The organism is Streptomyces sp. NPDC029014 (genome assembly GCF_055564695.1).
Window position 1 is genome coordinate 1 of record NZ_JBVHVT010000113.1, and the last position, 22,027, is coordinate 22,027.

22 protein-coding genes and 1 pseudogene are annotated in these 22,027 nt (G+C 73.9%); 15 read left to right on the top strand and 8 right to left on the bottom strand.

The genetic code is table 11. The annotated features are described in order from the left end of the window. Positions 1-968 (top strand): alpha/beta hydrolase (locus tag ACZ4VL_RS36735; RefSeq protein ID WP_468209148.1); only part of this gene is annotated, 968 nt, incomplete at its 5' end. 117 nt (positions 969-1,085) lie between these two features. Next, positions 1,086-2,582 carry a hypothetical protein gene (locus tag ACZ4VL_RS36740; RefSeq protein WP_468209151.1) on the top strand — a complete coding sequence of 499 codons (1,497 nt, stop codon included), beginning with the start codon at positions 1,086-1,088 and terminating at the stop codon, positions 2,580-2,582. 85 nt (positions 2,583-2,667) lie between these two features. Here the strand turns inward: ACZ4VL_RS36740 and ACZ4VL_RS36745 are convergent, their stop codons facing one another. Together ACZ4VL_RS36745 and ACZ4VL_RS36750 are read right to left on the bottom strand one after the other, a co-directional pair. Next, positions 2,668-3,063, bottom strand: a complete 396-nt coding sequence (locus tag ACZ4VL_RS36745; protein WP_468209153.1) for a VOC family protein — start codon at positions 3,061-3,063, stop codon at positions 2,668-2,670. A 117-nt stretch (positions 3,064-3,180) separates the two neighbouring features. Next, positions 3,181-3,514: pseudogene (locus tag ACZ4VL_RS36750) on the bottom strand (neutral zinc metallopeptidase); the annotation flags it as partial. A 362-nt stretch (positions 3,515-3,876) separates the two neighbouring features. On the opposite strand from ACZ4VL_RS36750, the gene ACZ4VL_RS36755 reads away from it, so the two are divergent. The 8 genes from ACZ4VL_RS36755 to amaP all read left to right on the top strand — a co-directional run bounded on the left by ACZ4VL_RS36755 (position 3,877) and on the right by amaP (position 9,613). Then, entirely contained in the window at positions 3,877-5,475 is a 1,599-nt protein-coding gene (locus ACZ4VL_RS36755) for an ABC-F family ATP-binding cassette domain-containing protein (RefSeq protein ID WP_468209155.1), read from the top strand. A gap of 397 nt (positions 5,476-5,872) precedes the next feature. Further along, positions 5,873-6,094: a helix-turn-helix domain-containing protein gene (locus ACZ4VL_RS36760; RefSeq protein ID WP_361087662.1), complete on the top strand. Its 222-nt coding sequence runs from the start codon at positions 5,873-5,875 to the stop codon at positions 6,092-6,094. A gap of 165 nt (positions 6,095-6,259) precedes the next feature. Beyond that, positions 6,260-7,039, top strand: a complete 780-nt coding sequence (locus ACZ4VL_RS36765; RefSeq protein ID WP_468209158.1) for an enoyl-CoA hydratase/isomerase family protein — start codon at positions 6,260-6,262, stop codon at positions 7,037-7,039. 171 nt (positions 7,040-7,210) lie between these two features. After that, complete coding sequence (locus ACZ4VL_RS36770) at positions 7,211-7,645, top strand: Asp23/Gls24 family envelope stress response protein (protein ID WP_468209161.1); 435 nt, start codon at positions 7,211-7,213, stop codon at positions 7,643-7,645. A gap of 10 nt (positions 7,646-7,655) precedes the next feature. Next, the gene (locus tag ACZ4VL_RS36775) at positions 7,656-7,838 is read left to right on the top strand and encodes a hypothetical protein (RefSeq protein ID WP_468209164.1); all 183 of its coding nucleotides are present in this window, start codon (positions 7,656-7,658) and stop codon (positions 7,836-7,838) included. Positions 7,839-7,851: 13 nt separating this feature from the next. Then, positions 7,852-8,322 (top strand): hypothetical protein, encoded by a 471-nt coding sequence (locus ACZ4VL_RS36780; protein WP_468209166.1) that lies wholly within the window; start codon positions 7,852-7,854, stop codon positions 8,320-8,322. After that, positions 8,319-9,053: a DUF6286 domain-containing protein gene (locus tag ACZ4VL_RS36785; RefSeq protein ID WP_468209168.1), complete on the top strand. Its 735-nt coding sequence runs from the start codon at positions 8,319-8,321 to the stop codon at positions 9,051-9,053. Before ACZ4VL_RS36780 ends, ACZ4VL_RS36785 begins: the two co-directional genes overlap by 4 nt. Further along, on the top strand, positions 9,050-9,613 hold the full coding sequence (amaP, locus tag ACZ4VL_RS36790; protein WP_468209171.1) for an alkaline shock response membrane anchor protein AmaP: 564 nt from the start codon (positions 9,050-9,052) through the stop codon (positions 9,611-9,613). The genes ACZ4VL_RS36785 and amaP overlap by 4 nt, the downstream gene beginning before the upstream one ends. A 45-nt stretch (positions 9,614-9,658) precedes the next feature. Here amaP and ACZ4VL_RS36795 read toward each other — a convergent pair whose 3' ends face one another. The 5 genes from ACZ4VL_RS36795 to ACZ4VL_RS36815 all read right to left on the bottom strand — a co-directional run bounded on the left by ACZ4VL_RS36795 (position 9,659) and on the right by ACZ4VL_RS36815 (position 13,400). Then, positions 9,659-10,414: an SDR family oxidoreductase gene (locus tag ACZ4VL_RS36795; RefSeq protein ID WP_468209173.1), complete on the bottom strand. Its 756-nt coding sequence runs from the start codon at positions 10,412-10,414 to the stop codon at positions 9,659-9,661. 61 nt (positions 10,415-10,475) lie between these two features. Further along, entirely contained in the window at positions 10,476-11,270 is a 795-nt protein-coding gene (locus ACZ4VL_RS36800; RefSeq protein ID WP_468209176.1) for an SURF1 family cytochrome oxidase biogenesis protein, read from the bottom strand. 160 nt (positions 11,271-11,430) lie between these two features. Next, positions 11,431-11,664 carry a hypothetical protein gene (locus tag ACZ4VL_RS36805; RefSeq protein ID WP_361087638.1) on the bottom strand — a complete coding sequence of 78 codons (234 nt, stop codon included), beginning with the start codon at positions 11,662-11,664 and terminating at the stop codon, positions 11,431-11,433. Positions 11,665-11,727: 63 nt separating this feature from the next. Continuing rightward, positions 11,728-12,699, bottom strand: a complete 972-nt coding sequence (locus tag ACZ4VL_RS36810; protein ID WP_468209179.1) for a DEDDh family exonuclease — start codon at positions 12,697-12,699, stop codon at positions 11,728-11,730. Positions 12,700-12,701: 2 nt separating this feature from the next. Then, positions 12,702-13,400, bottom strand: a complete 699-nt coding sequence (locus tag ACZ4VL_RS36815; RefSeq protein WP_468209182.1) for a TetR/AcrR family transcriptional regulator — start codon at positions 13,398-13,400, stop codon at positions 12,702-12,704. Between the two features lie 150 nt (positions 13,401-13,550). Between ACZ4VL_RS36815 and ACZ4VL_RS36820 the strand changes: the two genes are divergently transcribed. Genes ACZ4VL_RS36820 through ACZ4VL_RS36835 form a run of 4 tightly spaced genes read left to right on the top strand, consistent with a single transcriptional unit; the run spans position 13,551 to position 17,775 of the window. Further along, the gene (locus ACZ4VL_RS36820) at positions 13,551-14,348 is read left to right on the top strand and encodes an acetoacetate decarboxylase family protein (protein ID WP_468209184.1); all 798 of its coding nucleotides are present in this window, start codon (positions 13,551-13,553) and stop codon (positions 14,346-14,348) included. A 1-nt stretch (position 14,349) separates the two neighbouring features. Beyond that, the gene (locus tag ACZ4VL_RS36825; RefSeq protein WP_468209186.1) at positions 14,350-15,234 is read left to right on the top strand and encodes an SDR family NAD(P)-dependent oxidoreductase; all 885 of its coding nucleotides are present in this window, start codon (positions 14,350-14,352) and stop codon (positions 15,232-15,234) included. A gap of 10 nt (positions 15,235-15,244) precedes the next feature. Then, positions 15,245-16,549 (top strand): amidohydrolase family protein, encoded by a 1,305-nt coding sequence (locus tag ACZ4VL_RS36830; protein WP_468209189.1) that lies wholly within the window; start codon positions 15,245-15,247, stop codon positions 16,547-16,549. Next, the gene (locus ACZ4VL_RS36835) at positions 16,546-17,775 is read left to right on the top strand and encodes an amidohydrolase family protein (protein ID WP_468209192.1); all 1,230 of its coding nucleotides are present in this window, start codon (positions 16,546-16,548) and stop codon (positions 17,773-17,775) included. Before ACZ4VL_RS36830 ends, ACZ4VL_RS36835 begins: the two co-directional genes overlap by 4 nt. Positions 17,776-17,797: 22 nt before the next feature. On the opposite strand, the gene ACZ4VL_RS36840 is transcribed toward ACZ4VL_RS36835, so the two are convergent. Then, positions 17,798-20,896, bottom strand: coding sequence for an NACHT domain-containing protein (locus ACZ4VL_RS36840; protein ID WP_468209195.1), 3,099 nt, complete (start codon positions 20,894-20,896; stop codon positions 17,798-17,800). 92 nt (positions 20,897-20,988) lie between these two features. Between ACZ4VL_RS36840 and ACZ4VL_RS36845 the strand changes: the two genes are divergently transcribed. Beyond that, positions 20,989-21,888 carry a sterol desaturase family protein gene (locus ACZ4VL_RS36845; protein ID WP_468209198.1) on the top strand — a complete coding sequence of 300 codons (900 nt, stop codon included), beginning with the start codon at positions 20,989-20,991 and terminating at the stop codon, positions 21,886-21,888. Positions 21,889-22,027: the final 139 nt, after the last annotated feature.

Below are 22,027 nucleotides of genomic sequence, written 5' to 3' on the forward strand. Positions count from 1 at the left end.
GGGTCTGCGTCGCTCGCCCTTTTTTTTTGTCTTTTTTCCTTCGTGCCGCGGGCGGTGTGGGGGGGGGGGGGGGGGGGGGGGTTGTGTTTTCTCCCCCCCCCCCCCCCCCCCACGACCCCGACACCGTCGTCCGCCGACTCCTGGCCGTCACCCACGGCAGCCTCGCCCCCGGCACCCGCGTCGCCCTCACCCCCCAGGTCCACGCGGGCGACCCGGGCAGCGCCCTCGGGCTGGAGTACGCCGACGTGGACGTCCCCGGGGAGCTCGGCGCCCTGCCCGCCTGGTTCGTGCCCGCCACCCGCGGCACCTGGGTCATCGCCGTCCACGGGCTCGGCGCCGGCCGCGAGCACCCGATGGTGGTCATGCCCCTGCTGCACCGCCTCCGGCTGCCCGTCCTCGCCCTCTCCTACCGTGGCGACGCCGGTGCCCCCGCCTCCCCGGACGGCCTCGGCCACCTCGGTGAATCGGAGTGGCGCGACGTGGACGCCGCCATCCGCTACGCCCTGCGCTACGGCGCCCGCCGCGTCGTCCTGCACGGCTGGTCCACCGGCGCCGCCATGGCCCTGCACGCCGCCGAGCGCTCCGCCCTCGCCGACCGCATCGCCGGCCTCGTCCTCGACTCGCCGGTGCTCGACTGGCACGCCACCCTGCGCGCGCTCGTCACCGCGCGGCACACCCCGGCCGCCCTGGTGCCCTTCGCCGTGCGCGCCGCCGAGGGCCGCGCCGGACTGCGGGCCGGCCACCAGCGGCCCGGGGAGGACCCGGGCGAGCTGCGCGTCCCCGTACTGATCTTCCATGGACCCGGCGACACCCTCGCCCCCTGGGAGCCCTCCCGCCGGCTCGCCCAGGCCCGGCCCGACCTCGTCACGCTGCGGACCGTCATGGACGCCCCGCACGGGGCGATGTGGAACGCCGACCCGCACGGGTACGAGGAAGCCCTGCGCCGCTTCCTCACCCCCCTGATGTGAAGCCCGTGTGCACACAGGGGCAGAGGTGGTGATTTGTCTGAAATATTCATTCGTTGAGCTGCGATGACGGCCGGTTCCGTTTGGGCTTTCGGCCGGTGACGGGCGAGACTTCTTTCCGTGACGTCCCGAAAGCCTGATGAGCAGTTGGTTCGCGACTCCAGACTCCGACTCGTCTCCCCGCGCTCCGTCGCAGCAGCCCGCAAGGCGGTGACGGACCGACGCACGCGGTCGGCCTCCAGGCCCCCGGCGGGCACCCCCGCCACGGCCGAACTCGCCGCCCGGGCCCGGGCCTCGCTCGCCGACGCCGTGCGGCTCGCCCGCTGGGCCGAACGCAACCTCGGGGCGGGCGACGGACGACGGCCCGCCCGGGCCGGAGCCCTGCCCGCGGCGGACGTCGAAGGGGCCTCCGAAGAACTCGGCCTGACGCACGGGCAGATCCGGGCCGGCTGGGACCGGGCCCGACTCGCCGGGCTCGTCGAGGTGCACGGCGGCCACGCCCGGCCGGGCTGGCGACTGCGGGCCTGGGACAGCGACGACAGCGCCGTCCTGCGCGGCTGGGTCGCCCTGTTCGACGCCTGGTCGCTGGTGCACCCCGCGCCCGCCGACATCGCCCCCGCCGCCGTCGCCGAGGTCGTCGAGGCGATGCCCCAGCTGCTCTCGCTGCTCCAGCTGTCCGCCGGCCCCGTCACCGTCCCGGACCTGATGGACCTGCTCGGCCAGCGCGTCGCCGAACTCCGCGACGAGCGGTGCGAGGTGCCGTACGACACCTCCGCGCGCGGGGGAACGTCCGACGGGACCGCCCCGGACGAGGCACCGGAACCGACCCCCGGGGCCCCGGCCGCCGTCGCGGTGGCCCCCGGGGCCCCGGGGGCCGGCGTCCCGGCGGCCCACGTCCCGCTCTCCCGGCTGCTGCGCTGGGCGCTCGGCGGCCTCGCCGCCGTGGACGCCGTCACCCTCGGCCCGGCGCAGGCCTCGCTGACCCCGCTCGGCAGCTGGGCCGTCTGGGTCAAGCTGGAGCAGATCTGCGTGGCCGCACAGAGCCCCGCCGGGAACATCGAGCAGTCCGCCGCCGCCATGCTGCACGGCTGCGCCGGCCTCACCCCCGGCCCGGCCCGCGCCGAGTACCGGGCCTGGCTCGCCGCCCGGCCCGTCGGCCACGCCGTCGGCGAACTGCTGGGCGCCGCCCGCGGTGACGACGCCCTGCTGCGCGGCCTCGCCTTCGAGGCCCTCCGCGTCGTCGGCGCCCCCGCCGAGCCCGAGGTCCGCGCCGCCGCCCGCGAGCCCGCCCTGCGGCCGTACGCCCTGCTCTGGCTCGCCGAGCACGACGGGATCGACCCCGAGGAGGCCCCGGACGTCCTCACCCCCGAGGAGTCGACCTGGCTCTGGGTGGACACCGCGGCCGCCATCGCCGACCACGGCGAGGCCGACCTGCTGGCCCGCCACCTCGACTCGGCCGTCCGGACCACGGTCCCGCGGCTGCTGGACGAGGTCCGCGCGGTCGGCCACCCGCGCACCGTGCAGGTCCTGGTCGCGCTGGCCGCCGCACACCCGGACCCGGCCCTGGCCAAAGCGGTCCGCCGGGCCGCCTTCCAGGTCCACACCGGCGGGGCCTGACCGGGCGGCGGACCGGCCGGGCGGCGATCGGACGGCGGTCGGACGGCGGACCGGCCGGGGCGGTAGGAGGGACGCGCCGAGGGCGTCAGAGCTGCGGCGCGTACGTCCCGAAGCTCCAGACGTTGCCCTCGACGTCCCGGACCGTGTAGTCCCGAGAGCCGTAGTCCTGGTCGGTGGGCTCCATCAGGATCTCCGCCCCGTGCTCGACGGCCCGCCGGTGGTGCGCGTCCACGTCGTCGACCACGACGTAGATGCCGGTCGGGCCCGCGTCCGCCATCGCCGCGTCGAAGACGCTGCCCGTCCCCCTGCTGCCGAGCATGACCGCACCCGGGCCGTACGAGAGCTCGGCGTGTCTCACCGTGCCGTCCTCGCCCTCGTACACCGCGACCCGGGTGAACCCGAACGCCTCCGTCAGCTGCCGGATCGCGGCCTTCGCGTCGCGGTAGACGAGAGCGGGAAAGACGGACGGCTGTCCGGCCATGACGATCACCCCTTGTCGGCTCGTGCGTGTGCTCGTGAACGTGAACGTGACCTGCGCAACAGCATGGCAGTCGGCACCGACGGCGGCCGGAAGGCGGTCACCACAACCGGACGGCGGTCACCGGAAGGTATTGCAGCGGGCCGGGTCACCGGTCCGTACCCCTGGCGGAACCACTGCCGGCGCTGCACCGACGAGCCGTGCGTCCAGGCCTCCGGCGTCACCCCGGCCCTGGACCTGCTGTGGGATCCGGTCGTCGCCGACCGCGGCCGCCGCGGCCAGGGCGTCCGCGATGTCCTGGCCGGTCAGGCTGGTGATCAGCGGTCGGCCCGTGGCGGCGTTCGGGGTCCGCGTCGCGTTGCGCGCCCACCCCGGCGTAGCAGTCGGCCTGGAGCTCGACCCGCACGGCGCTGCTGTCCGCGCCCTGCCGCCCGTCCTGCGGCCTGCCCGGCGTGCAGGAGAAGGGGCACCGCGACCAGCCGGCAGTCCTGCCGTGCGTTCGCGTCTGGCCCGGGACGCGGCTGCCGCGCACGTCCTTGACCTGGGAGGTGTCCAGGTCGGCGTCATCGTCGAACTGCACGTGGCGCACCGCCCGCGGTTCCGTGTGCCCACCCTGCGGCGAGTGTCGCCGGGCCCCTCCCGGCGCGCGCCCCGGCCTGCACCGCCCGGCCCCACGCCCCCGCGCGGCGCCTGCGCCCGTAAACAGGTTGCGCACCCCCGGTAGAATGAATCCCATGGCAAATCTCCTCGCGGATTAGCGGCGTCGAAGCTCGCCCCCGCCCCCTTCCGCCGTTCCCACCGCCCTGGAGCATTTCCTTGATCACCGCTACCGGCATCGAGCTGCGCGCCGGCGCCCGCATCCTCATCGAGTCCGCCTCCTTCCGTGTCGCCAAGGGCGACCGCATCGGCCTGGTCGGCCGCAACGGAGCGGGCAAGACCACCCTCACCAAGTGCCTCGCCGGCGAAGGACAGCCCGCCGCCGGCGCCATCGCCCGTTCGGGCGAGGTCGGCTACCTGCCGCAGGACCCGCGTACGGGCGACCTCGACGTCCTCGCCCGCGACCGGATCCTGTCCGCCCGCGGCCTCGACGTGCTGATCAAGAAGATGCGCGCCAACGAGGACCGCATCGCCAACGGCTCCGGCGCCACCCGGGAGAAGGCCCTGCGCCAGTACGAGCGCCAGGAGACCGAGTTCCTCACCAAGGGCGGCTACGCCGCCGAGTCCGAGGCCGCCACCATCTCGGCCGCCCTCGGCCTGCCCGACCGGGTCCTCGGCCAGCCGCTGCACACCCTCTCCGGCGGTCAGCGCCGCCGCGTCGAGCTCGCCCGGATCCTCTTCTCGGACGCCGACACCCTGCTCCTCGACGAGCCCACGAACCACCTCGACGCCGACTCGATCATCTGGCTGCGGGACTACCTCAAGACCTACCGCGGCGGCTTCATCGTGATCTCCCACGACGTCGACCTCGTCGAGACGGTGGTCAACAAGGTCTTCTACCTCGACGCCAACCGCTCGGTCATCGACGTCTACAACATGGGCTGGAAGCTCTACCAGCAGCAGCGCGAGGCCGACGAGAAGCGCCGCAAGCGCGAGCGCCAGAACGCCGAGAAGAAGGCCGCGGCCCTCAACGCGCAGGCCGACAAGATGCGCGCCAAGGCCACCAAGACCGTCGCCGCGCAGAACATGGCCAAGCGCGCCGACCGGCTGCTGGCCGGCTTGGAGGCCGTGCGCGCCCAGGACAAGGTCGCCAAGCTGCGCTTCCCCGAGCCCGCGCCCTGCGGCAAGACGCCGCTCACCGCCGAGGGCCTGTCGAAGTCGTACGGCTCGCTGGAGATCTTCACCGACGTCGACCTGGCCATCGACAAGGGCTCCCGGGTCGTCATCCTCGGCCTCAACGGTGCCGGCAAGACCACCCTGCTGCGCCTGCTGTCGGGCACCGAGGCACCGGACACCGGTGCCGTCACCCCCGGCCACGGCCTCAAGCTCGGCTATTACGCCCAGGAGCACGAGACCCTGGACCCGGACCGCAGCGTCCTGGAGAACATGCGCTCCGCCGCGCCCGACATGGACCTGGTGGACGTCCGCAAGACGCTCGGCTCCTTCCTGTTCTCCGGCGACGACGTGGACAAGCCCGCGGGCGTCCTCTCCGGCGGAGAGAAGACCCGCCTCGCGCTCGCGACGCTGGTCGTCTCCTCGGCGAACGTGCTGCTCCTCGACGAGCCCACCAACAACCTCGACCCGGCCAGCCGCGAGGAGATCCTCGGGGCGCTGCGCACCTACAAGGGCGCCGTCATCCTCGTCACGCACGACGAGGGCGCGGTCGACGCCCTGGAGCCGGAGCGGATCATCCTGCTCCCGGACGGCGTCGAGGACATGTGGGGCCCGGACTACCGGGACCTCGTCGCCCTCGCCTGACGCCTCGGGCGGCGTCGCCGGGCGGCCGCCCCGCGGCGCCCGGTGACCGCCCGACGGGTTGATCCAGTTCCTTATGGATCATTCGGCTCAGACGTTCTCCATCATCTGAGTGAGACGGTCTCGTACCGCTGCGCTCTGTACGACGGCCCCGGCCGCGCTTTCTCGTGAAGGCGCCCCGGGGCCGTGTTTTTTCGGTTTCCACCGTCTGACCTGGTGATTCCTTGCGCGGGCGGAGAAATGTGACGGACGTCATGCAGCGGAAGCGGAGATTCCGTTCCGCTTGTGTGTCCATGCCTCGGGAAATGCCGTCGTACCGACCTTGCTGAATGGGTGGCCAGGAAGCCGGGGAGGGGTGATCATGAGAAGTCCAGAGCGCACTTCCCATGAGGAGGCACGGGTGGCCGAGACTCTGAAGAAGGGCAGCCGGGTGACCGGCGCCGCGCGCGACAAGCTCGCGGCAGACCTGAAGAAGAAGTACGACTCCGGTGCGAGTATCCGTGCACTGGCCGAGGAAACCGGCCGGTCCTACGGATTCGTCCACCGGATGCTCAGCGAGTCCGGAGTCGTGCTGCGCGGTCGCGGTGGCGCGACACGCGGCAAGAAGGCGACTTCGATCTGATCCCGGCCCCGGCCGTCAGGCCCGGGGCCGGGAAGGACCAACGCTTGCCTGCCTGAACCGCGGTTCCTTCGGTGACCCCCGGTCGACCGACCGGTCGACCGGGTGGTTACTGTGCAGTCACTTGGGCCGAGACTGCGGCCGACTGCACACCACCGGAGGCACCAGATGGCTCTGCTCGACAAGGATGGCGTACGGCTCACCGTGGACGACGCGGTCGCCACGGTGACACTGACCAATCCGGCCAAGCGAAACGCTCAGTCCCCCGCGCTCTGGCGGGCGTTGACGGAGGCCGGACGGTCGCTGCCGGGCACCGTCCGGGTCGTGGTGCTGCGCGGCGAGGGCAAGTCCTTCTCCGCCGGACTCGACCGGCAGGCGTTCACCCCCGAGGGCTTCGAGGGTGAGCCCTCCTTCCTCGATCTGGCGCGCGGTTCGGACGAACTGCTCGATTCCACCATCGCCGAGTACCAGGAGGCCTTCACCTGGTGGCGCCGCAATGACATCGTCTCCGTCGCCGCCGTACAGGGACACGCGATCGGTGCGGGCTTCCAGCTGGCCCTCGGGTGCGACCTCCGCGTCGTCGCCGACGACGTCCAGTTCGCCATGCGCGAGACCAGCCTCGGACTGGTCCCCGACCTGGCGGGCACCCAGCCGCTGACCTCCATCGTCGGCTACGCCCGCGCGCTCGAGATCTGTGCGACGGGCCGCTTCGTGCATGCCGAGGAGGCCGAGCGGATCGGCCTCGCCAACCTCGTCGTCCCCGCGGACGAACTCGACGCCGCCGTCCAGGACCTCACCTCGGCGCTGCTGGCCCCGCCGCGGGACGCGGTGATCGAGACCAAGGCGCTGCTGCGCGGTGCCCCGTCCCGCGCGTACGACGACCAGCGCGCCGCCGAGCGCGCCGCCCAGGCCCGCCGCCTGCGCGACCTGGCCGGACTCTCCGACTGACGGCCGGGCCCGGGGCCGGGCCCCCTTCACGTTCCGCCGGGCCATGCCCACCGGTCCCGTACGCCGGTGGGCGGGTCCGGCCGGGCCGACCGGCGTAGTCCCGGGGCGCCGCGGCGTCCGCGCGCTTACCGTGGTGGTGCGAGTGATTCCATCCGCGCGAAGGGACACGCGATGACCGAATCCGCTTCCGGGGGCGCCGCACGCGACCCCGCCGACCGCGGCCGTACGACCATCTCCGACGGCGTGGTCGAGAAGATCGCCGGACTCGCCGCCCGAGAGGTCGAGGGCGTCCACGCCATGGGCAGCGGCAGCGGACTGTCCCGGACCTTCGGGGCCGTCCGCGACCGGGTCCCGGGCGGGGCCAAATCGTCCGTCACCCGTGGGGTGAAGGCCGAGGTGGGCGAGGTGCAGACGGCCCTCGACCTGGAGATCGTCGTCGACTACGGGGTGTCCATCCGGGACGTGGCCCGCGCCGTCCGGCTGAACGTGATCTCGTCCGTCGAGCGGATGACGGGCCTGGAGGTCGTCGAGGTCAACATCGCGGTCAGCGACGTCAAACTGCCCGACGAGCCGGACGAGGAGCAACCGGAGCCCCGACTCCAGTGAGGGAGCCCGCATGAGGATGGCGGTCGTCGGCCTCTTCGCCGGCATGGCCCTGGCGTTCGCCGGCTACTTCGGAGGTTTCGGCGCGTTCCTGCTGGTCGCGGCGCTCGGTGCGGTCGGCTTCATCGTCGGCCGGTTCCTGGACGGGGACCTGGAGCCCGGCGACTTCTTCCGCCCGCGCGACCGTGGCAGGTGAAGGTGAGCCGCCGATGAGCACACCGGCGAAGGACACTCCGCCGATGGGCGGCCCGCAGATCGGCCCGGTCCCGGTCGGCACGCCACCGGCCGGCGGGGCGCGGTCCACGCCGGCCCGGGTGCCGCCCGCCGAGCGGGGAGCCACCCACATCGCCGACCGGGTCGTGGCCAAGATCGCGGCCCAGGCGGCCCGGGAGGCGCTGGCCGCACGGTCGGGCGGGCCGCCCAGGGGCGCCGGGCCGGGGGGTGCGGCCGCGCCGCACGCCACCGTGACCGTGCACCACGACATCGCGCGGGTCCGGGTGAGCCTGGAGCTCGACTACCCGTCCGACCTCGCCGAGAGCTGCGCGGCCGTGCGCCGACAGGTGGTGCGGCGCGTCGAGGACTGCGCCGGCATGGCCGTACCGGAGGTCGACATCGACATCGAGCACCTGCACTCCGCGCCCCTCCGCAGTGCCGCCGTGCGGGACCGGAAACTGCGGTGACGGCCCCCGAACCGGCGGATCCCGAACGGGCGGCCCCCGAACCGGCGGAGGCGGTACCGGCGGATCCGGCAACGGCCGGCCGCGGGGCGGGCGCGCGCGGGACGGGCAGCGGGAAGGGTCCGCGCGGGCGCGGCGGCCGCCGCCGCGGCGACCACGCCCCGGGCCGCCCGCCCCACGCCGGCCGGTTCTGGTCGGCCCGGCGGGTCCCGGCCGCGCTGACCGCGCTCGTCCTGCTCGGGGCGGCGGGCCTGTTCCTCTACGACCTCGCCGCCGTACGGGCCGGCCGGCCCGGCATGCAGTGGCGCCGCGCCCTCGCCGCCCGGCTGGCCGAGTACACGCCCGCCGACCCGGAGGTGCTCGTCGCCGCCGGGGTCCTCGCCGTGGCCGGGGTGGTGCTGCTGGTGCTGGCCCTCACCCCCGGGCTGCGCGGCGTCCTGCCGATGCTGCCCCCCGGCGAGGGGGACGGCGCCGGCATCCGGGCCGGGCTCGGCCGGAAGGACGCCGCACTGGTGCTGCGGGACCGGGCCTTGGAGGTGTCCGGGGTGCGGTCCGCGCGGGTGCGGGTGGGCCGCACCCGGGTCGCCGTGCGGGCCGCCTCGCACTTCCGCGAACTGGACGACGTACGGGCGGACCTGGAGGCCGTACTCACCGTCGGCATCGGCGAACTGGGCCTCGCCCACCCGCCGCAGCCGCGGGTACGGGTCACCCGGGCCGCCGAAGGGAAGAGGTGAGCCCCGTGCTCCGGACGGTCAACCGGATCCTGCTCGGCCTGGTGGGGCTCGTCCTCCTCGCCGCCGGCGCGGGACTGCTGGCGGCGCCGCCGCTCGGAGGCCGCCACGCCCCGCTGCTCGCGGCACGGACCCGGCACGAGCACTGGCAGGCCGGGGGCTGGTGGTGGTGGGCCGTCGCCGCCGGCCTGGCACTGTGCGTGCTGCTCGCCCTGTGGTGGCTGCTGGCCCAACTGCGCCGCCCGCGGTTGCCGGCCGTCGTGGTCGACACCGGTGACGGGGAGTTCGCCGTGCTCCGGGGCCGCGCGCTGGAGGAGGCGGTGGCCGCGGAGGCCGGCGCCCTGGCCGGGGTCGCCCGCTGCCGGGTCGCACTGCGCGGCCGTCGCGGCGCGCCGAGCCTGCGGCTGGCCCTGGAACTGGAGCCGTACGCCGTCCCGGCCGATGCGCTGGCCGCGCTGGCCGGGCCGGTGCTCGGCCACGCCCGCACCTCGGCGGGGCTGGCCGGGCTCCCGGCCGAGGCCCGGCTCCGCGTGCCCAGGCACCGTGCCAGCCGCGTCACCTGACGGCCCCGTGGACCCCCGCCGGCCGGGGCACGGCGGGGCGGCCCGTCAGAAGCCGTGCCGGAAGCCGCCGTCGACCGGCAGCATCACACCCGTCAGGTACGAGGCCGCCGGCGACAGCAGGAACGCCGCGGTCCGGCCGAACTCCTCGGGGGTGCCGTAGCGGCCCAGCGGGATGTGGGCCTCGCTGGCCGCGCGGGCCGCCCGCACATCGCCCGACAGCTCGTCCAGCTCCCGCACCCGGTCCGTGTCGATCCGGGCCGGCAGCAGCCCGACCACCCGGATGCCCCGCGGCCCGAGCTCCACCGACAGGGACTTGGCGAACCCGGCCAGCCCGGGCCGCAGGCCGTTCGAGATGGTCAGGCCGGGGATCGGCTCGTGGACCGAGCCCGACAGGACGAACCCGATGACCCCGCCCTCGCCCAGTTCGGCCGCCGCCGCCCGGGCCAGGCGCACCGCGCCCAGGAACACCGCGTCGAACGCCTGCGCCCACTGCGCGTCGGTGGTCGCGGCCGCCGAGCCGGGCGCGGGGCCGCCGACGCTGACGAGGATGCCGTCGAAGCGGCCGAACCGCTCCTTCGCGGTTGCGATGAGCCGGCCGGCGGCCTCCGGGTCGGCGTTGTCGGCCACGACCCCCAGCGCGTTCGGGCCGAGCGACGCCGCGGCCGCGGCGGCCCGCTCCTCGTCCCGGCCCGAGACCACGACGCGGGCGCCGTCCGCGGCGAGTTCGCGCGCGGAGGCGAAGCCCAGGCCGCGGGTGGCGCCGGTGACGATGTAGACACGGTCCTTCAGTCCAAGATCCATGTCCGACAACCTACGCCGTGCAGGCCCGCACCGTAACGGGCTGCGCGTGCTGCGGTCCGCGTCACACCGTCGGAGCCGGCTCCCGCCCGGGGGCGTCGGCGGCGGCCGCCGCGGCCTCCCGGTCGCGCTTCTCCCGCCGTACGAGGACCAGCCAGCCCACCGGCACCGAGGCCGCGAACAGCCACCACTGCACCGCGTACGCCATGTGCGCGCCGATCGAGTCGTGGTCGGGCTCGGCGACCGGCTCGGGCGCGCCGTCCGCCGGGGCCGGGGAGGTGAGTTCCAGGTAGCCGCCGAGGACGGGCCGGCCGAGGGACGCCGCCTGCTGCTCGCTGTTGATCAGCATGACCTGGCGGTCCGGCAGCCCCTTGCGGTCCTTGATGCCGCTGCCGCGGCTGGTCTCGTCGGCCTTCAGCCGGCCCGTGACCGTCACCTCGCCGGAGGGCGCGGCCGGCACCGGCGGGTAGGCGCGCGGGTCGTCGCCGCCCGCCACCCAGCCGCGGTTGACCAGCAGCACCCGGCCGTCGGCCAGCACGAGCGGGGTCACGACGTGGAAGCCGATCTTGTCGTTGTTGGAGGTGCGCATCCGGACGACCACCTCGTGCGCGGTGTCGTACGTCCCGGTGGCGGTGATCGCCCGCCAGTAGTCGGACCGCGGGACCAGGTGTCCGGGTGAGGTCAGCTCGGTGACGGGCACCGGCTTCGCGGTCAGGTTGGTCGCGATCAGCTCGTTCTGGGCGACCCGGTGCTCGTGGCGGTGGTACTGCCAGAACCCCAGCTTGATCATCACGGGGATGAGGACGAGGGCGAAGAGGGTGAGGGTCACCCACTGCCGGGTCAGCACAAAGCGGTACACGCCCACGACGGTACCCCCAGCCGCGAGGACCCCGGCAGCCGGGTGGCCGTCCGGGGTCGGGAGCGGGTCGGAGGGAAGGTCGGGGGAATGCCGGGGGAAAGGTGGGGCGGGGGAGCGGGAGGGGAGCCGACGGGGCGACAGGGGGTGGGAGGGGCGTGCGTCACACGCGGTCGACGATGCCCGCCTTTCCCTCGGCGCGGGCGCAGTGGGCGCCGCAGTACCACTGGCCCTGCACCTCCACGCCCTGCCCGATGATCTGTACCCGGCAGTGCTCGCAGATCGGCGCCATGCGGTGGATGGCGCAGGAGAAGCAGTCGAAGACGTGCACGGCGCCCTGCGCGTGCACCTCGAAGGACATGCCGTAATCGTTTCCGCAGACCTCACAACGTGCCATGCGCCACAGGGTGGGACCGCGGGGCGGGCCGGGGAAGCGGGCGCCGGGCGAGTCGCCCGACGCTCACCCGTCTGCCGCAGCCACGTCCCGCAGCAGCTGGGTGAAGGCCGCCTCGTCGACCACGGGCGTTCCGTAGGCCTTCGCCTTGACGGTCTTCGAGGTCGCCGAGTCGGGGTCGTTCGTCACGAGCAGGCTCGTGAGCCTCGACACACTCGTCGCGACGTGCAGGCCCGCATCGACCGCCCGGTCCTCCAACAGCTCGCGGTCGACCGAGGTGTCGCCCGAGAAGGCGACCCGCATGCCCTGCTTCAGCGGCTCGCCGTCCGTGTAGCGCCCCGGGTTGGGGTGCGGGCACGGCGGACGCTTGCGCGAGGGCCGCCAGCTGCTGCCGCGGTACGAGGCCTGGTGGCCGATCCGCGCGGTGGCGGGGGAGTCCGACCACTCCGTCAGCGGCCGGCACTCCAGCAGCGGCAGCCGCACCCCGCCCTGCGCGGCGGCGTGCAGCGACGGGCGGAACGCCTCCGCCAGCACGCGGGCGTCGTCCAGGGCGTGGTGGGCGCGCTGCTGGACCACGCCGAAGTGCGCGGCGAGCGACTCCAGCTTGTGGTTGGGCAGGGGGAGGGCCAGCTCCTTCGACAGGGCGATGGTGCACAGCCGCTGACGGACCGGCGCGGTCCCGGCGGCCCGCGCGTACTCCCGGGCGATCATCTGCCAGTCGAACATGGCGTTGTGGGCGACCAGCACCCGGCCGTCGAGGCGCTCGGCGAACTCCTCGGCGACGTCCTTGAACAGGGGCGCGTCCTGGAGCATTTCGCTGGTCAGACCGTGGATCCAGACCGGGCCCGGATCCCGCTGCGGGTTGACCAGGGTGTACCAGTGGTCCTCCACGTTGCCCTGCGCGTCGAGCCGGTAGACGGCCGCGGAGACTATCCGGTCGTCGCGTGCGAGCCCGGTGGTCTCCACGTCGACGACCGCGTACCCCGTGGGGTACGCGGTCGGCCAGGTCGTCTCTGCGGTCGTACGGTCGTCGAGCATGGTCACAGAGGATACGGGCCCGCACCGACAGCCCGTTCCCCGCCGGGGTCGGATTCCGGCCGCGGCGGGGAGCCCGGTCCGCTCCCGCCGGGCCCCAGCAGTGCGGTCACCAGGGCGCGTACGGAGAGCAGGAACAGCCGCTCCGGGTCGGCGGGGCGGGCCAGTGCCCGGGACAGGGCCGGGTCGCCGGTGGCCTGAAGGTCCCACAGATCTCCCTCGGCCGGGGACTGGGCGGGGGAGCGCTCCCGGTTCCGCTCGACCAGGACGAAGCCCACCACCTGGAACTGGACGGCCCGGACCGCGTCCGCCGCCCGCACCCCGCGCAGCCCCGCCGCGTGCACCTCGCGGACCAGCGCCTGCTGGGCGGGCAGGAACATCCGCTCGGTGAGCCCCCGCTCGTGCACCATCGCGATCAGGTGCGGGTGCGCCCGCAGCTCGCGGCGCAGGGCCAGGGCCACGGAGACGACCCGCTCGGTGGGGGTGCGGCCGACCGGCCGGATCGCGCCCATCTGGCGCACGGTGAGCTCGACGAGTGCGTCGAGGAGGGACTCGCGGTTGCCGACGTGCCAGTAGATGGAGGTCACCGCCGTGCCCAGCTCGGCGGCGAGCCGGCGCATGGTCAGGGCGGCCGGCCCGTGCTGCCTGACCAGGCGGGCGGCCGTCCGGAGCACCTCGTCGCGGGTGAGCGCGGACCTGGCCATGGGCGGTCGCCGCCAATCCGTCGAAAACCTGTTGCACCGTCAGTTCCGCTGTGTGCGGGGGTCTTTACCCTTCATCGGGGTCGGTGTAACTGTGTTACAGAACCTCCCCCCGGACTCGTCCGGGGGGACCCCAGAAGGGTGGTGCGAACCATGGCACGCGTACGGTACGGAGCGCGCACCGAGGCCCAGATCGCGGCCTCGCGTGCGAGGAGCTCCAGCCTCCCCGACATCTGGTCCACCGGTGTGGTGGCCGTCTGGGAGACCGACCCCGACGTGGTGGCGGCGGTCCTGCCGCCCCCGCTGAAGCCCGCCGAACGGCCCCTGGTCCGGGCCACCGTCAGCCGGGTCGACCTGCCCGGCTACCCGCTGGGCGCCGGGTCGGTGGCGGTCGCCGCCCGGCACGGCGGGGTCGACGGCTGGTACCCGCTGGTGATGCCCATGACCCACGAGCGCGCGCTGACCGGCGGCCGCGAGGTCTTCGGCGAGCCGAAGAAGCTGGGGGAGGTCACCGTCGAGCGCGACGGGCTCGTCGTCCGGGCCTCGCTCGCCCGGCACGGCATCGCCTTCGTGGAGGTGCGCGGGGCGGTCGACCGGGAGCTCCCGCCGCCCGCACCGGCCCGCAGGACCGACTTCTACTTCAAGTTCCTGCCGGCGGTGGACGGCGCGGGCTTCGAGGACGACCCGGTGCTCGTCCACTGCACGCGCAACGAGAAGGTCCGCAAGCTGGAGCACGTCACCGGTGACATCGTCCTGCGCGAGTCGATGTTCGACCCCGTCGCCGACCTCGTCGTCCGCCGCGCCGTCGAGATCACCATCGGCGAGAAGACCACCGACCAGCAGGGCCGCGCCGTCGAGCGGGTCAGCGCCCAGGCCCTCCTGCCCTACCTCCACCAGCGCTACGACGACCCCCAGCAGGCCTTCGACGGCCCGCCCGAGGGGAGCGCGTGAGATGCGGCTCGAAGCCGGCCAGACCGCCGTCGTCACCGGAGCCGCCAGCGGCATCGGACTCGCCATGGCCCGCCGCTTCGCCGCCGAGGGCCTCCGGGTCGTCCTCGGCGACGTGGAGGAGACCGCCCTGCACAAGGCCGCCGGCGAGCTCACCGCGGAGGGTGCCGAGGTGCTCCCCGTCCGCGTCGACGTCGGCGACCGCGACGCCGTCCTCGCCCTCGCCGACACCGCGTACGAGACCTTCGGCGCCGTCCACGTGCTCTGCAACAACGCCGGCGTCGGCTCCGGCGCCGAGGGCCGGATGTGGGAGCACGAACCCGCCGACTGGCAGTGGGCCTTCTCCGTCAACGTGTGGGGCGTCTTCCACGGGATCCAGGCCTTCGTCCCGCGCATGATCGCCGACGGTCACCCCGGCCACGTCGTCAACACCTCCTCCGGCGACGGCGGCATCGCCCCCCTGCCCACCGCCTCCGTCTACGCCGTCACCAAGGCGGCCGTGGTCACCATGACCGAGTCCCTCTACGCCCACCTCAAGGCCGAGGGCGCACCCGTCGGCGCTTCCGTCCTCTTCCCCGGACCGCACATGCTCCGCACCGGACTGTGGGAGTCCCACCGCAACCGCCCCGAGCGGTACGCCAAGCAGCGCCCGCGCAGGACCCCGTACCGCACCCTCGACCAGTACGAGAGCGCCATGCGGGACGCCGGCCACGAGGTGCGGTTCACCCCCGTCGAGGAGGTCGCCGCCCACGTCGTCGACGGGATCCGCGCCGACCGCTTCTGGATGCTGCCGCCGAGCGAACACAGCGACCGCCAGATCCGCGCCCGGTCGCAGTCCATGCTCGACCGCGCCAACCCCGCCTACCTGGAGAGCTTCATCCTCGACTGAGGAGCCACCGTTGAGCGACCGTGCCAGCGACAGCGCGTACGACGACCCGTACCTGATCATCTCCTCCGACTGCCACGCCGGACTGCCCACCGAGCGGTACCGCCCCTACCTCGACCCCCGTTTCCACCGCGCGTTCGACGAGTTCCTCGATCAGCGCGACGCCCGCCGCGAGGAGGCCACCCGCCTCGGCATCCGCAACGAGGCCTTCGCAGCCAAGTGGTTCCACGACCACGAGGAGGGCCTCAAGGGCGGCTGGGACACCGCCCAGCGGCTCAAGGAACTCGACGGCGACGGCGTGGCCGCCGAGGTCGTCTTCCCCGACGCCGACGCCGTGGACAGCCAGACCGCCGCCCCCTTCGGCGTGGGCCTCGGACTCTCCGGCGACCAGGACCCCGAGCTCGGCATGGCCGGGGCCCGGGCGCACAACCGCTGGCTCGCCGAGTTCGTCTCCGAGCACCCCGAACGCCACTGCGGGGTGGCCCTGCTGCCCGTCACCGGCGAACCCGACCAGGTCGTCGCGGAGATCCACCGGGCCAAGGAGTCCGGCCTGGGCGCCCTGATGATCCCCTCCATGTGGGTCGACAGGGCCCCGTACCACGACCGCCGCTACGACCCGGTCTGGGCGGCCGCCGCCGCGACCGGCATGCCGGTCGTCACCCACTCCGGGGCCGCGCCCCGCCACGAGTACGGCGACCACCTCGGGATCTACGTCTCCGAAGTCACCTGGTGGCCCGCCCGCCCGCTGTGGTTCCTGCTCTGGTCCGGGGTCTTCGAACGGCACCCGGGGCTCAGGTTCGGCATCGCCGAGGCCGGCTGCTGGTGGCTGCCCAACCAGCTGTGGTTCATGGACCGGCTCTACCTCGGCGCCCACGGCGGCAAGAAGCTCTCCCCGTTCGCCGAGCTGAAGCGGCCGCCCAGCGAGTACCTGGACCGGCAGGTGTTCATCTGCGCGACCAACACCAAGCGGCGCGAACTCGCCCAGCGGTACGAGATCGGCGTGGACAACATCCTGTGGGGCTCCGACTTCCCGCACCCCGAAGGCACCTGGCCCGCCACCCGGCAGTGGCTCCGCGACACCTTCCACGACATCCCCGTCGCAGAGACCCGCCGGATGCTGGGCCTGGCCGCCGCCGAGGCCTTCGGCTTCGACACGGCGAAACTCGCCCCGATCGCCCGCCGCATCGGCCCCACCCCGGCGGACCTCGGCCAGCCCGCGGACCAGGCCGCGGTCGAGGCGTCCTGGGCCCGCTCCCGCGAGACCGGCCGGCACTGGCTGACCGGCGGCGACTTCCCCGTCCTGGGGGTGGCGCCGTGACGCAGGACCGCTACACGGTGATCTCCGCGGACTGCCACGCGGGCGCCGACCTCCTCGACTACAAGCCGTACCTGGAGAAGCGCCACCACGACGACTTCGACGCCTGGGCCGCCGGCTACGTCAACCCGTACGAGGACCTCCTCGCCGACACCGCCGACCGCAACTGGAACTCCGACCGGCGGCTGGCCGACCTGGAGGCCGACGGCATCGTCGCCGAAGTGGTCTTCCCCAACACCATCCCGCCGTTCTTCCCCAGCGCCTCCCTGATGGCCCCGGCCCCGACCCGGGCCGAGTTCGAACAGCGCTGGGCCGGCCTGCGCGCGCACAACCGCTGGCTCGCCGACTTCTGCGCGCAGGCACCCGGCCGCCGCGCGGGCGTGGCGCAGATCCTGCTGAACGACGTCGACGAGGCGGTACGGGAGGTCCGCCGCACGAAGGAGGCCGGCCTGACCGGCGGCATCCTGCTCCCCGGAGCCCCGCCCGGCAGCGGCGTCCCGGAGCTGTACGCGCAGGCCTACGACCCGATCTGGGCGGTCTGCGACGAGCTGGACGTGCCCGTCAACCACCACGGAGGCTCCGCCTCGCCGCCGCTGGGGGACGAACCGGCCGCCCGCGCGGTGTTCATGGTGGAGACCACCTGGTTCTCGCACCGCGCCCTGTGGCATCTGGTCTTCGGCGGGGCCTTCCGCCGCCACCCCGGCCTGAAGCTGGTCCTGACCGAGCAGGGCTCCGGCTGGATCCCGGGCGTGCTCGACATGCTGGACTACTACCACGGCCGACTGGTGAACGCCGCCGCCCGGGCCGCGACCGCGGAGTCGAAGTTCGGCGCGGGTCTCGCCGAGGCCATGGGGAGGGGCCCGAGCGAGGTCTGGCGGGACAACTGCTTCGTCGGCGCCAGCTTCATGCGCCCGCACGAGGTGCCGCTGCGCCACCGGATCGGCCTCGACAAGATCATGTGGGGCTGCGACTACCCCCACGACGAGGGCACCACGCCGTACTCCCGCGAAGGCCTGCGCATCGCGTACGCGGGCCTGCCGCGGGAGGAGGTCGCGGCGATGGTCGGTGGCAACGCGGCCCGCGTCTACGGCTTCGACCCGGTCCTGCTGGACGCGCTCGCGGCGAAGCACGGGCCGACGGTCGCGGAGGTCGCCGAGCCCCTGCCGGAGCCCCCGCCGGACGCCACCAGCCCGGCCTTCGCCCGCGGGGGCTCGGTCCGGGTCTGGTGACGAACGGCTCCCGCCGGGCTGCTCAGTGCAGGTGCACCAGCCGTTCCGGCGGGATGGCCTCGACGCCGCTCACCTCGACGCCGCCCCCGATCTCGATCACGACGCCGTCGAGTGGGGCCAGCGGGCTCAGGTCGTACCGTCCGCTGCCGAACAGGGCCAGGCGGGTCAGCGCGGGGAGCCCGGCGAGGGGGGCCAGCCCGCCGGGTACCTCGCAGTAGCCCAGGGTGAACCGCTCCAGCCGGCCGTGCGGGAGCAGGGCCTGCAGGTCCGCCTCGGCCTCCATCACCTGCAGGCCGGTCAGTGCGGCAGAGGCGGGACGCCGACAGAACTGGGCGAACTGTGATCCGCCCGCCACGGACAGTCCGGTGAGACCGGGCCACTTCTCCAAACCTTCCAGGCTGACGTGCCGCATCGCCGCGAACAGGCCGAGCCAGTCCAGTCCGGCAGGCGCCGGGAGGTCGGCGACCCGCCGGAGGCCGGCCGGCTCGAAGTTCAGGCTGAGCGAGGTGAGGGGGAGCTTCGCCAGCGGGCGGAGATCGAGCCCGCCGGGCAGCGAGGTCAGCGTGACGCTGTCCAACGGCAGTGCCGTCAGGGCGCCCAGGCCGGTGATTCCGTAGCAGTGGTACAGCCCCAGGGAGGTGAGCTCCTCGAACACCGTGAGCGGTTCCAGGTCGGTGAGCCGGCCGTTCCGGTACAGCACCAGGTTCTTCAACGCGCGCAGAGCGGTGACCTCGGCCGGGAGTGGGCCGTCCCAGGTGAGGTGGAGCCGGTCCACCTCGGGCAGCCTGCCGAGTTCGGCCAGTTCGGCAGGTGTCCGCACCGGCAGTTGGACGTCCTCCATCCTCGTCCGGGACAGCACCACCTCCGCGTACCTGCGGGTGTCGCACCGGTGCCAGCCGGAGGCGATCTCCTGCCGCACCCGGTGCCGGGCGTCGTCCCCGAACCGAGCGATCAGCTCCAGCGCGCGCTCACCCCCGACCAGCTGCGCCGTGGTGACCGTGGTGGTCGCCTCCGCCTCGGTGAGGCCTCCCGGCCCCGGGAGCAACTCCAGCACCAGCTCGCCGGCCTTCGCCAGTTCCTCCGCCTGCTCCGGCGTGCGCGGCGGGAGCAGTTCGGCGGTGCGGGACTGGATCTCGCGGCGGAGGGACGGGTCCAGTTCCGGGGCGTGTTCCAGACAGGCCGCGGCCAGCAGGACCAGCCGGTTGCGGGCGCCCTTGACCTTGTCCGCGCGCTTCAGCAGCCCCCGCAGGATGCGGATCCGTTCGTCCGGTCGGGCGTGGCCCACGGCCATGCGGACCACGTCGTCCCAGGTGTCGTCCTGCGCGTTCTTCACCAGCACCCCGAAGTCCCTGGACTCCACGGCGGCCTTGGCGCCCAGGTAGTCCTGGAAGGTGCGGTGGACGAAGTCCACCGAGCCCCGCACCGGCTCGCGCAGCAGCCCGCTGCGGATCAGCAGGTGCGCGAACACCTGCTCCGTATCCGCGTGTTCGCCCACCTGCGGCATGCCCCCGAGCCATTCCTCCACCAGCTCGACGGCCTCGTCGCGGCCCGCCTCGACCTGCCCGTTGCGGATCAGCCAGTACGCGAACCGCTGGAGCAGCACGATCTGTTCGTCCCGGGTGAGGTCGACCCCCTCGACCCCGGCGACCTCCCGCTCCGTGTCCCGCCGGACCAGCAGCATGTCCAGCGCGGCGTCGTACAGCTCCTTGCGGGCCCGCGGCAGCTGCATCCGCCGGTCCCGGTTCAGGGCGCACAGCAGGGCGCACATCAGGGGGCTGGTGGCCAGCCTGCCCAGGTCCCGGCGGGCGGAGACCGCTTCCCGCAGGGAGGCCTCGTACGCGTCGAAGTCCTCCGCGGCGGGGCCGGCCTCGGCGCGGGCCGCCGTGTGCCAGTGCGCGATGAACGCGGCCACGTCCTCGCGCTCCATCGGCAGCAGCGAGTGCGGTACGAAGCCCTGCCCGGCGAGCCAGTCCTCGGGGACCGCCGAGGGGCGGGTGGTCACCACGTACCGCGCCTTCGGGAAGGCGGAGACGAGGGAGCGCAGCCAGGTCTCCGTACGGCTGCGCAGGCGCTGCGGGACCTCGTCCACGCCGTCCACCAGGACCAGGGCCCGGCCGCCGAGCATCAGCTCCTCGACCCACCCGGGCGGGGCCGACAGGGGCACCCCGGAGGCCTTGAGGAACTCCTCCGGCAGCGGCAGGCTCTCAGCGGTGGTGAACGCCCGCAGCCGCAGTACGAACGGAACGCAGGTGCTCCAGGGGCCGCCGGTCCGCCGGGCCGCGTCCAGTGCCAGCCACTGGACCAGGGTGCTCTTGCCGGAGCCCGCCGGCCCGCGCAGCAGGACCCGGTCGGCCGCCCCGAGGGCGTGTTCCGCCTTGACGGTGGTCCGGTGCACGCCCGGTTCGCCGGGCAGCATCGGCTGCTGCTCGCCGCTCACGGTGAGACTGATGTACGCGAGGTCCAGTGGCCATTCCTCCCGCCGCCGGCCGGTGGTCAGGCCGAACAACTGGACCCGCCCGTGGGTGTCGGCCACGTACCGCGCGTACCGCTCCTCGAAGGCGTGGGCGGCCCCGGCGGTCCGGTCCGACCCGTCGGCCCGCTCCGCCAGCCGGTCCACCGTGCGCTGCAACTCCCCTGCGCGGCGTACGAGTTCCACATCGGCCCGGGCGCCGAACCCCGGCAGGGTGGTCAGGTACTCCGCGGCGTGGACGCACACCAGCCGGATCAGGTTCCGGCAGGCGGCCTCGGCGGCCGGGCCCAGGCCCGCGGCGGCCGGCACGGGCACCTTGGCCGCCAGCTCCGCCGGGTCGAGGTCCGCCGCGAAGAGGGCGTCGGTGTCGAGCCGGCCCGCTCCGGCGAAGGCGTCGGCGACCGCGTCGAGCGCGGCCAGCCGTTCGTGCTCCGGCAGTCGGGACACGGCTTCGCCCAGCCGGTCCGCGAGCCGCTCGGCGAGCCGGCGCAGCTCCGGTCCGCCGAGTTCCGTCGGCCGCTGCCAGTGCGGCACCGGGCGCACCGGCCGGTCCGTGAGGCCTGCGCCGGGCACCTGCCCGAGCCGTGAGCTCCACAGGCGGCTCGCCGCCGCTCCCGCCGCCCGTAAGGCGGCCGTTTCGAGTCCCGTCACGCGCCCTCCCCCTTGTACCCGGGGTAACCCCATCGGATACTGATCGGTAACAACCCCTAGCGGCACCCCGGAACTCGCCCTAAGGTGCGCCCATGCCAAATCTGCCCGATGTCGTGCTGTGGTCCATACCCGCCTTCGTCCTGCTCACCGTGATCGAGGTGGTGAGCTACCGGATCCATCCCGACGAGGATGCCGCCGGGTACGAGACGAAGGACGCCGTCACCAGCCTCACCATGGGCATCGGCAGTATCTTCTTCGACTTCCTGTGGAAGATCCCGGTCGTCGCCATCTACACCGCGGTCTACGAACTGACCCCGCTGCGGGTGCCGTTCCTGTGGTGGACCTTCCTGCTGATGCTGTTCGCCCAGGACTTCTTCTACTACTGGCAGCACCGCGGGCACCACGTCATCCGGATCCTGTGGGCCTGCCACGTCGTCCACCACAGCAGCCGGAAGTTCAACCTCACCACCGCCCTGCGCCAGCCGTGGACCAGCGCCACCTCCTGGCCGTTCTACCTGCCGATGATCGCCCTCGGCGTGCACCCGGCGGCCGTCGCCTTCTGCTACTCGGTCAACCTCCTCTACCAGTTCTGGATCCACACCGAGCGCATCGGCAAGCTGCCCCGCCCCGTCGAGTACGTCTTCAACACCCCCTCCCACCACCGCGTCCACCACGCCTCCCAGGGCGGCTACCTGGACCGCAACTTCGGCGGGATCCTGATCATCTGGGACCGGATGTTCGGCTCGTGGGTCCCCGAGGAGGACAAGCCCGTCTTCGGGCTGACGAAGAACATCGACACCCACAACCCGCTGCGCGTCGCCACCCACGAGTACGCCTCCATCGCCCGCGACGTGCGCGCCGCGCGCAGCTGGCGCGAGCGCGCCGGTCGGGTCTTCCGCGGCCCCGGCTGGCAGCCCGCCACCACCGCCCCCGCCGCTCGGGCCGGCGTCGAGGCCCCGGCCGCGGCGCCCGCCCCGGAGCGGGCCGCGTGAGCGCCGCCGCCTCCGCGGCCGCGGGACCGGGCACCCACGGTGCGGGTGCGGGTGCGGGTGCGGGTGCGGGTGGCGGCGGGGGGGGGTGCACCGGCCCCCCCCCCACACACCCGAAAAAAGATCTTTGGCGAAAAAAGGC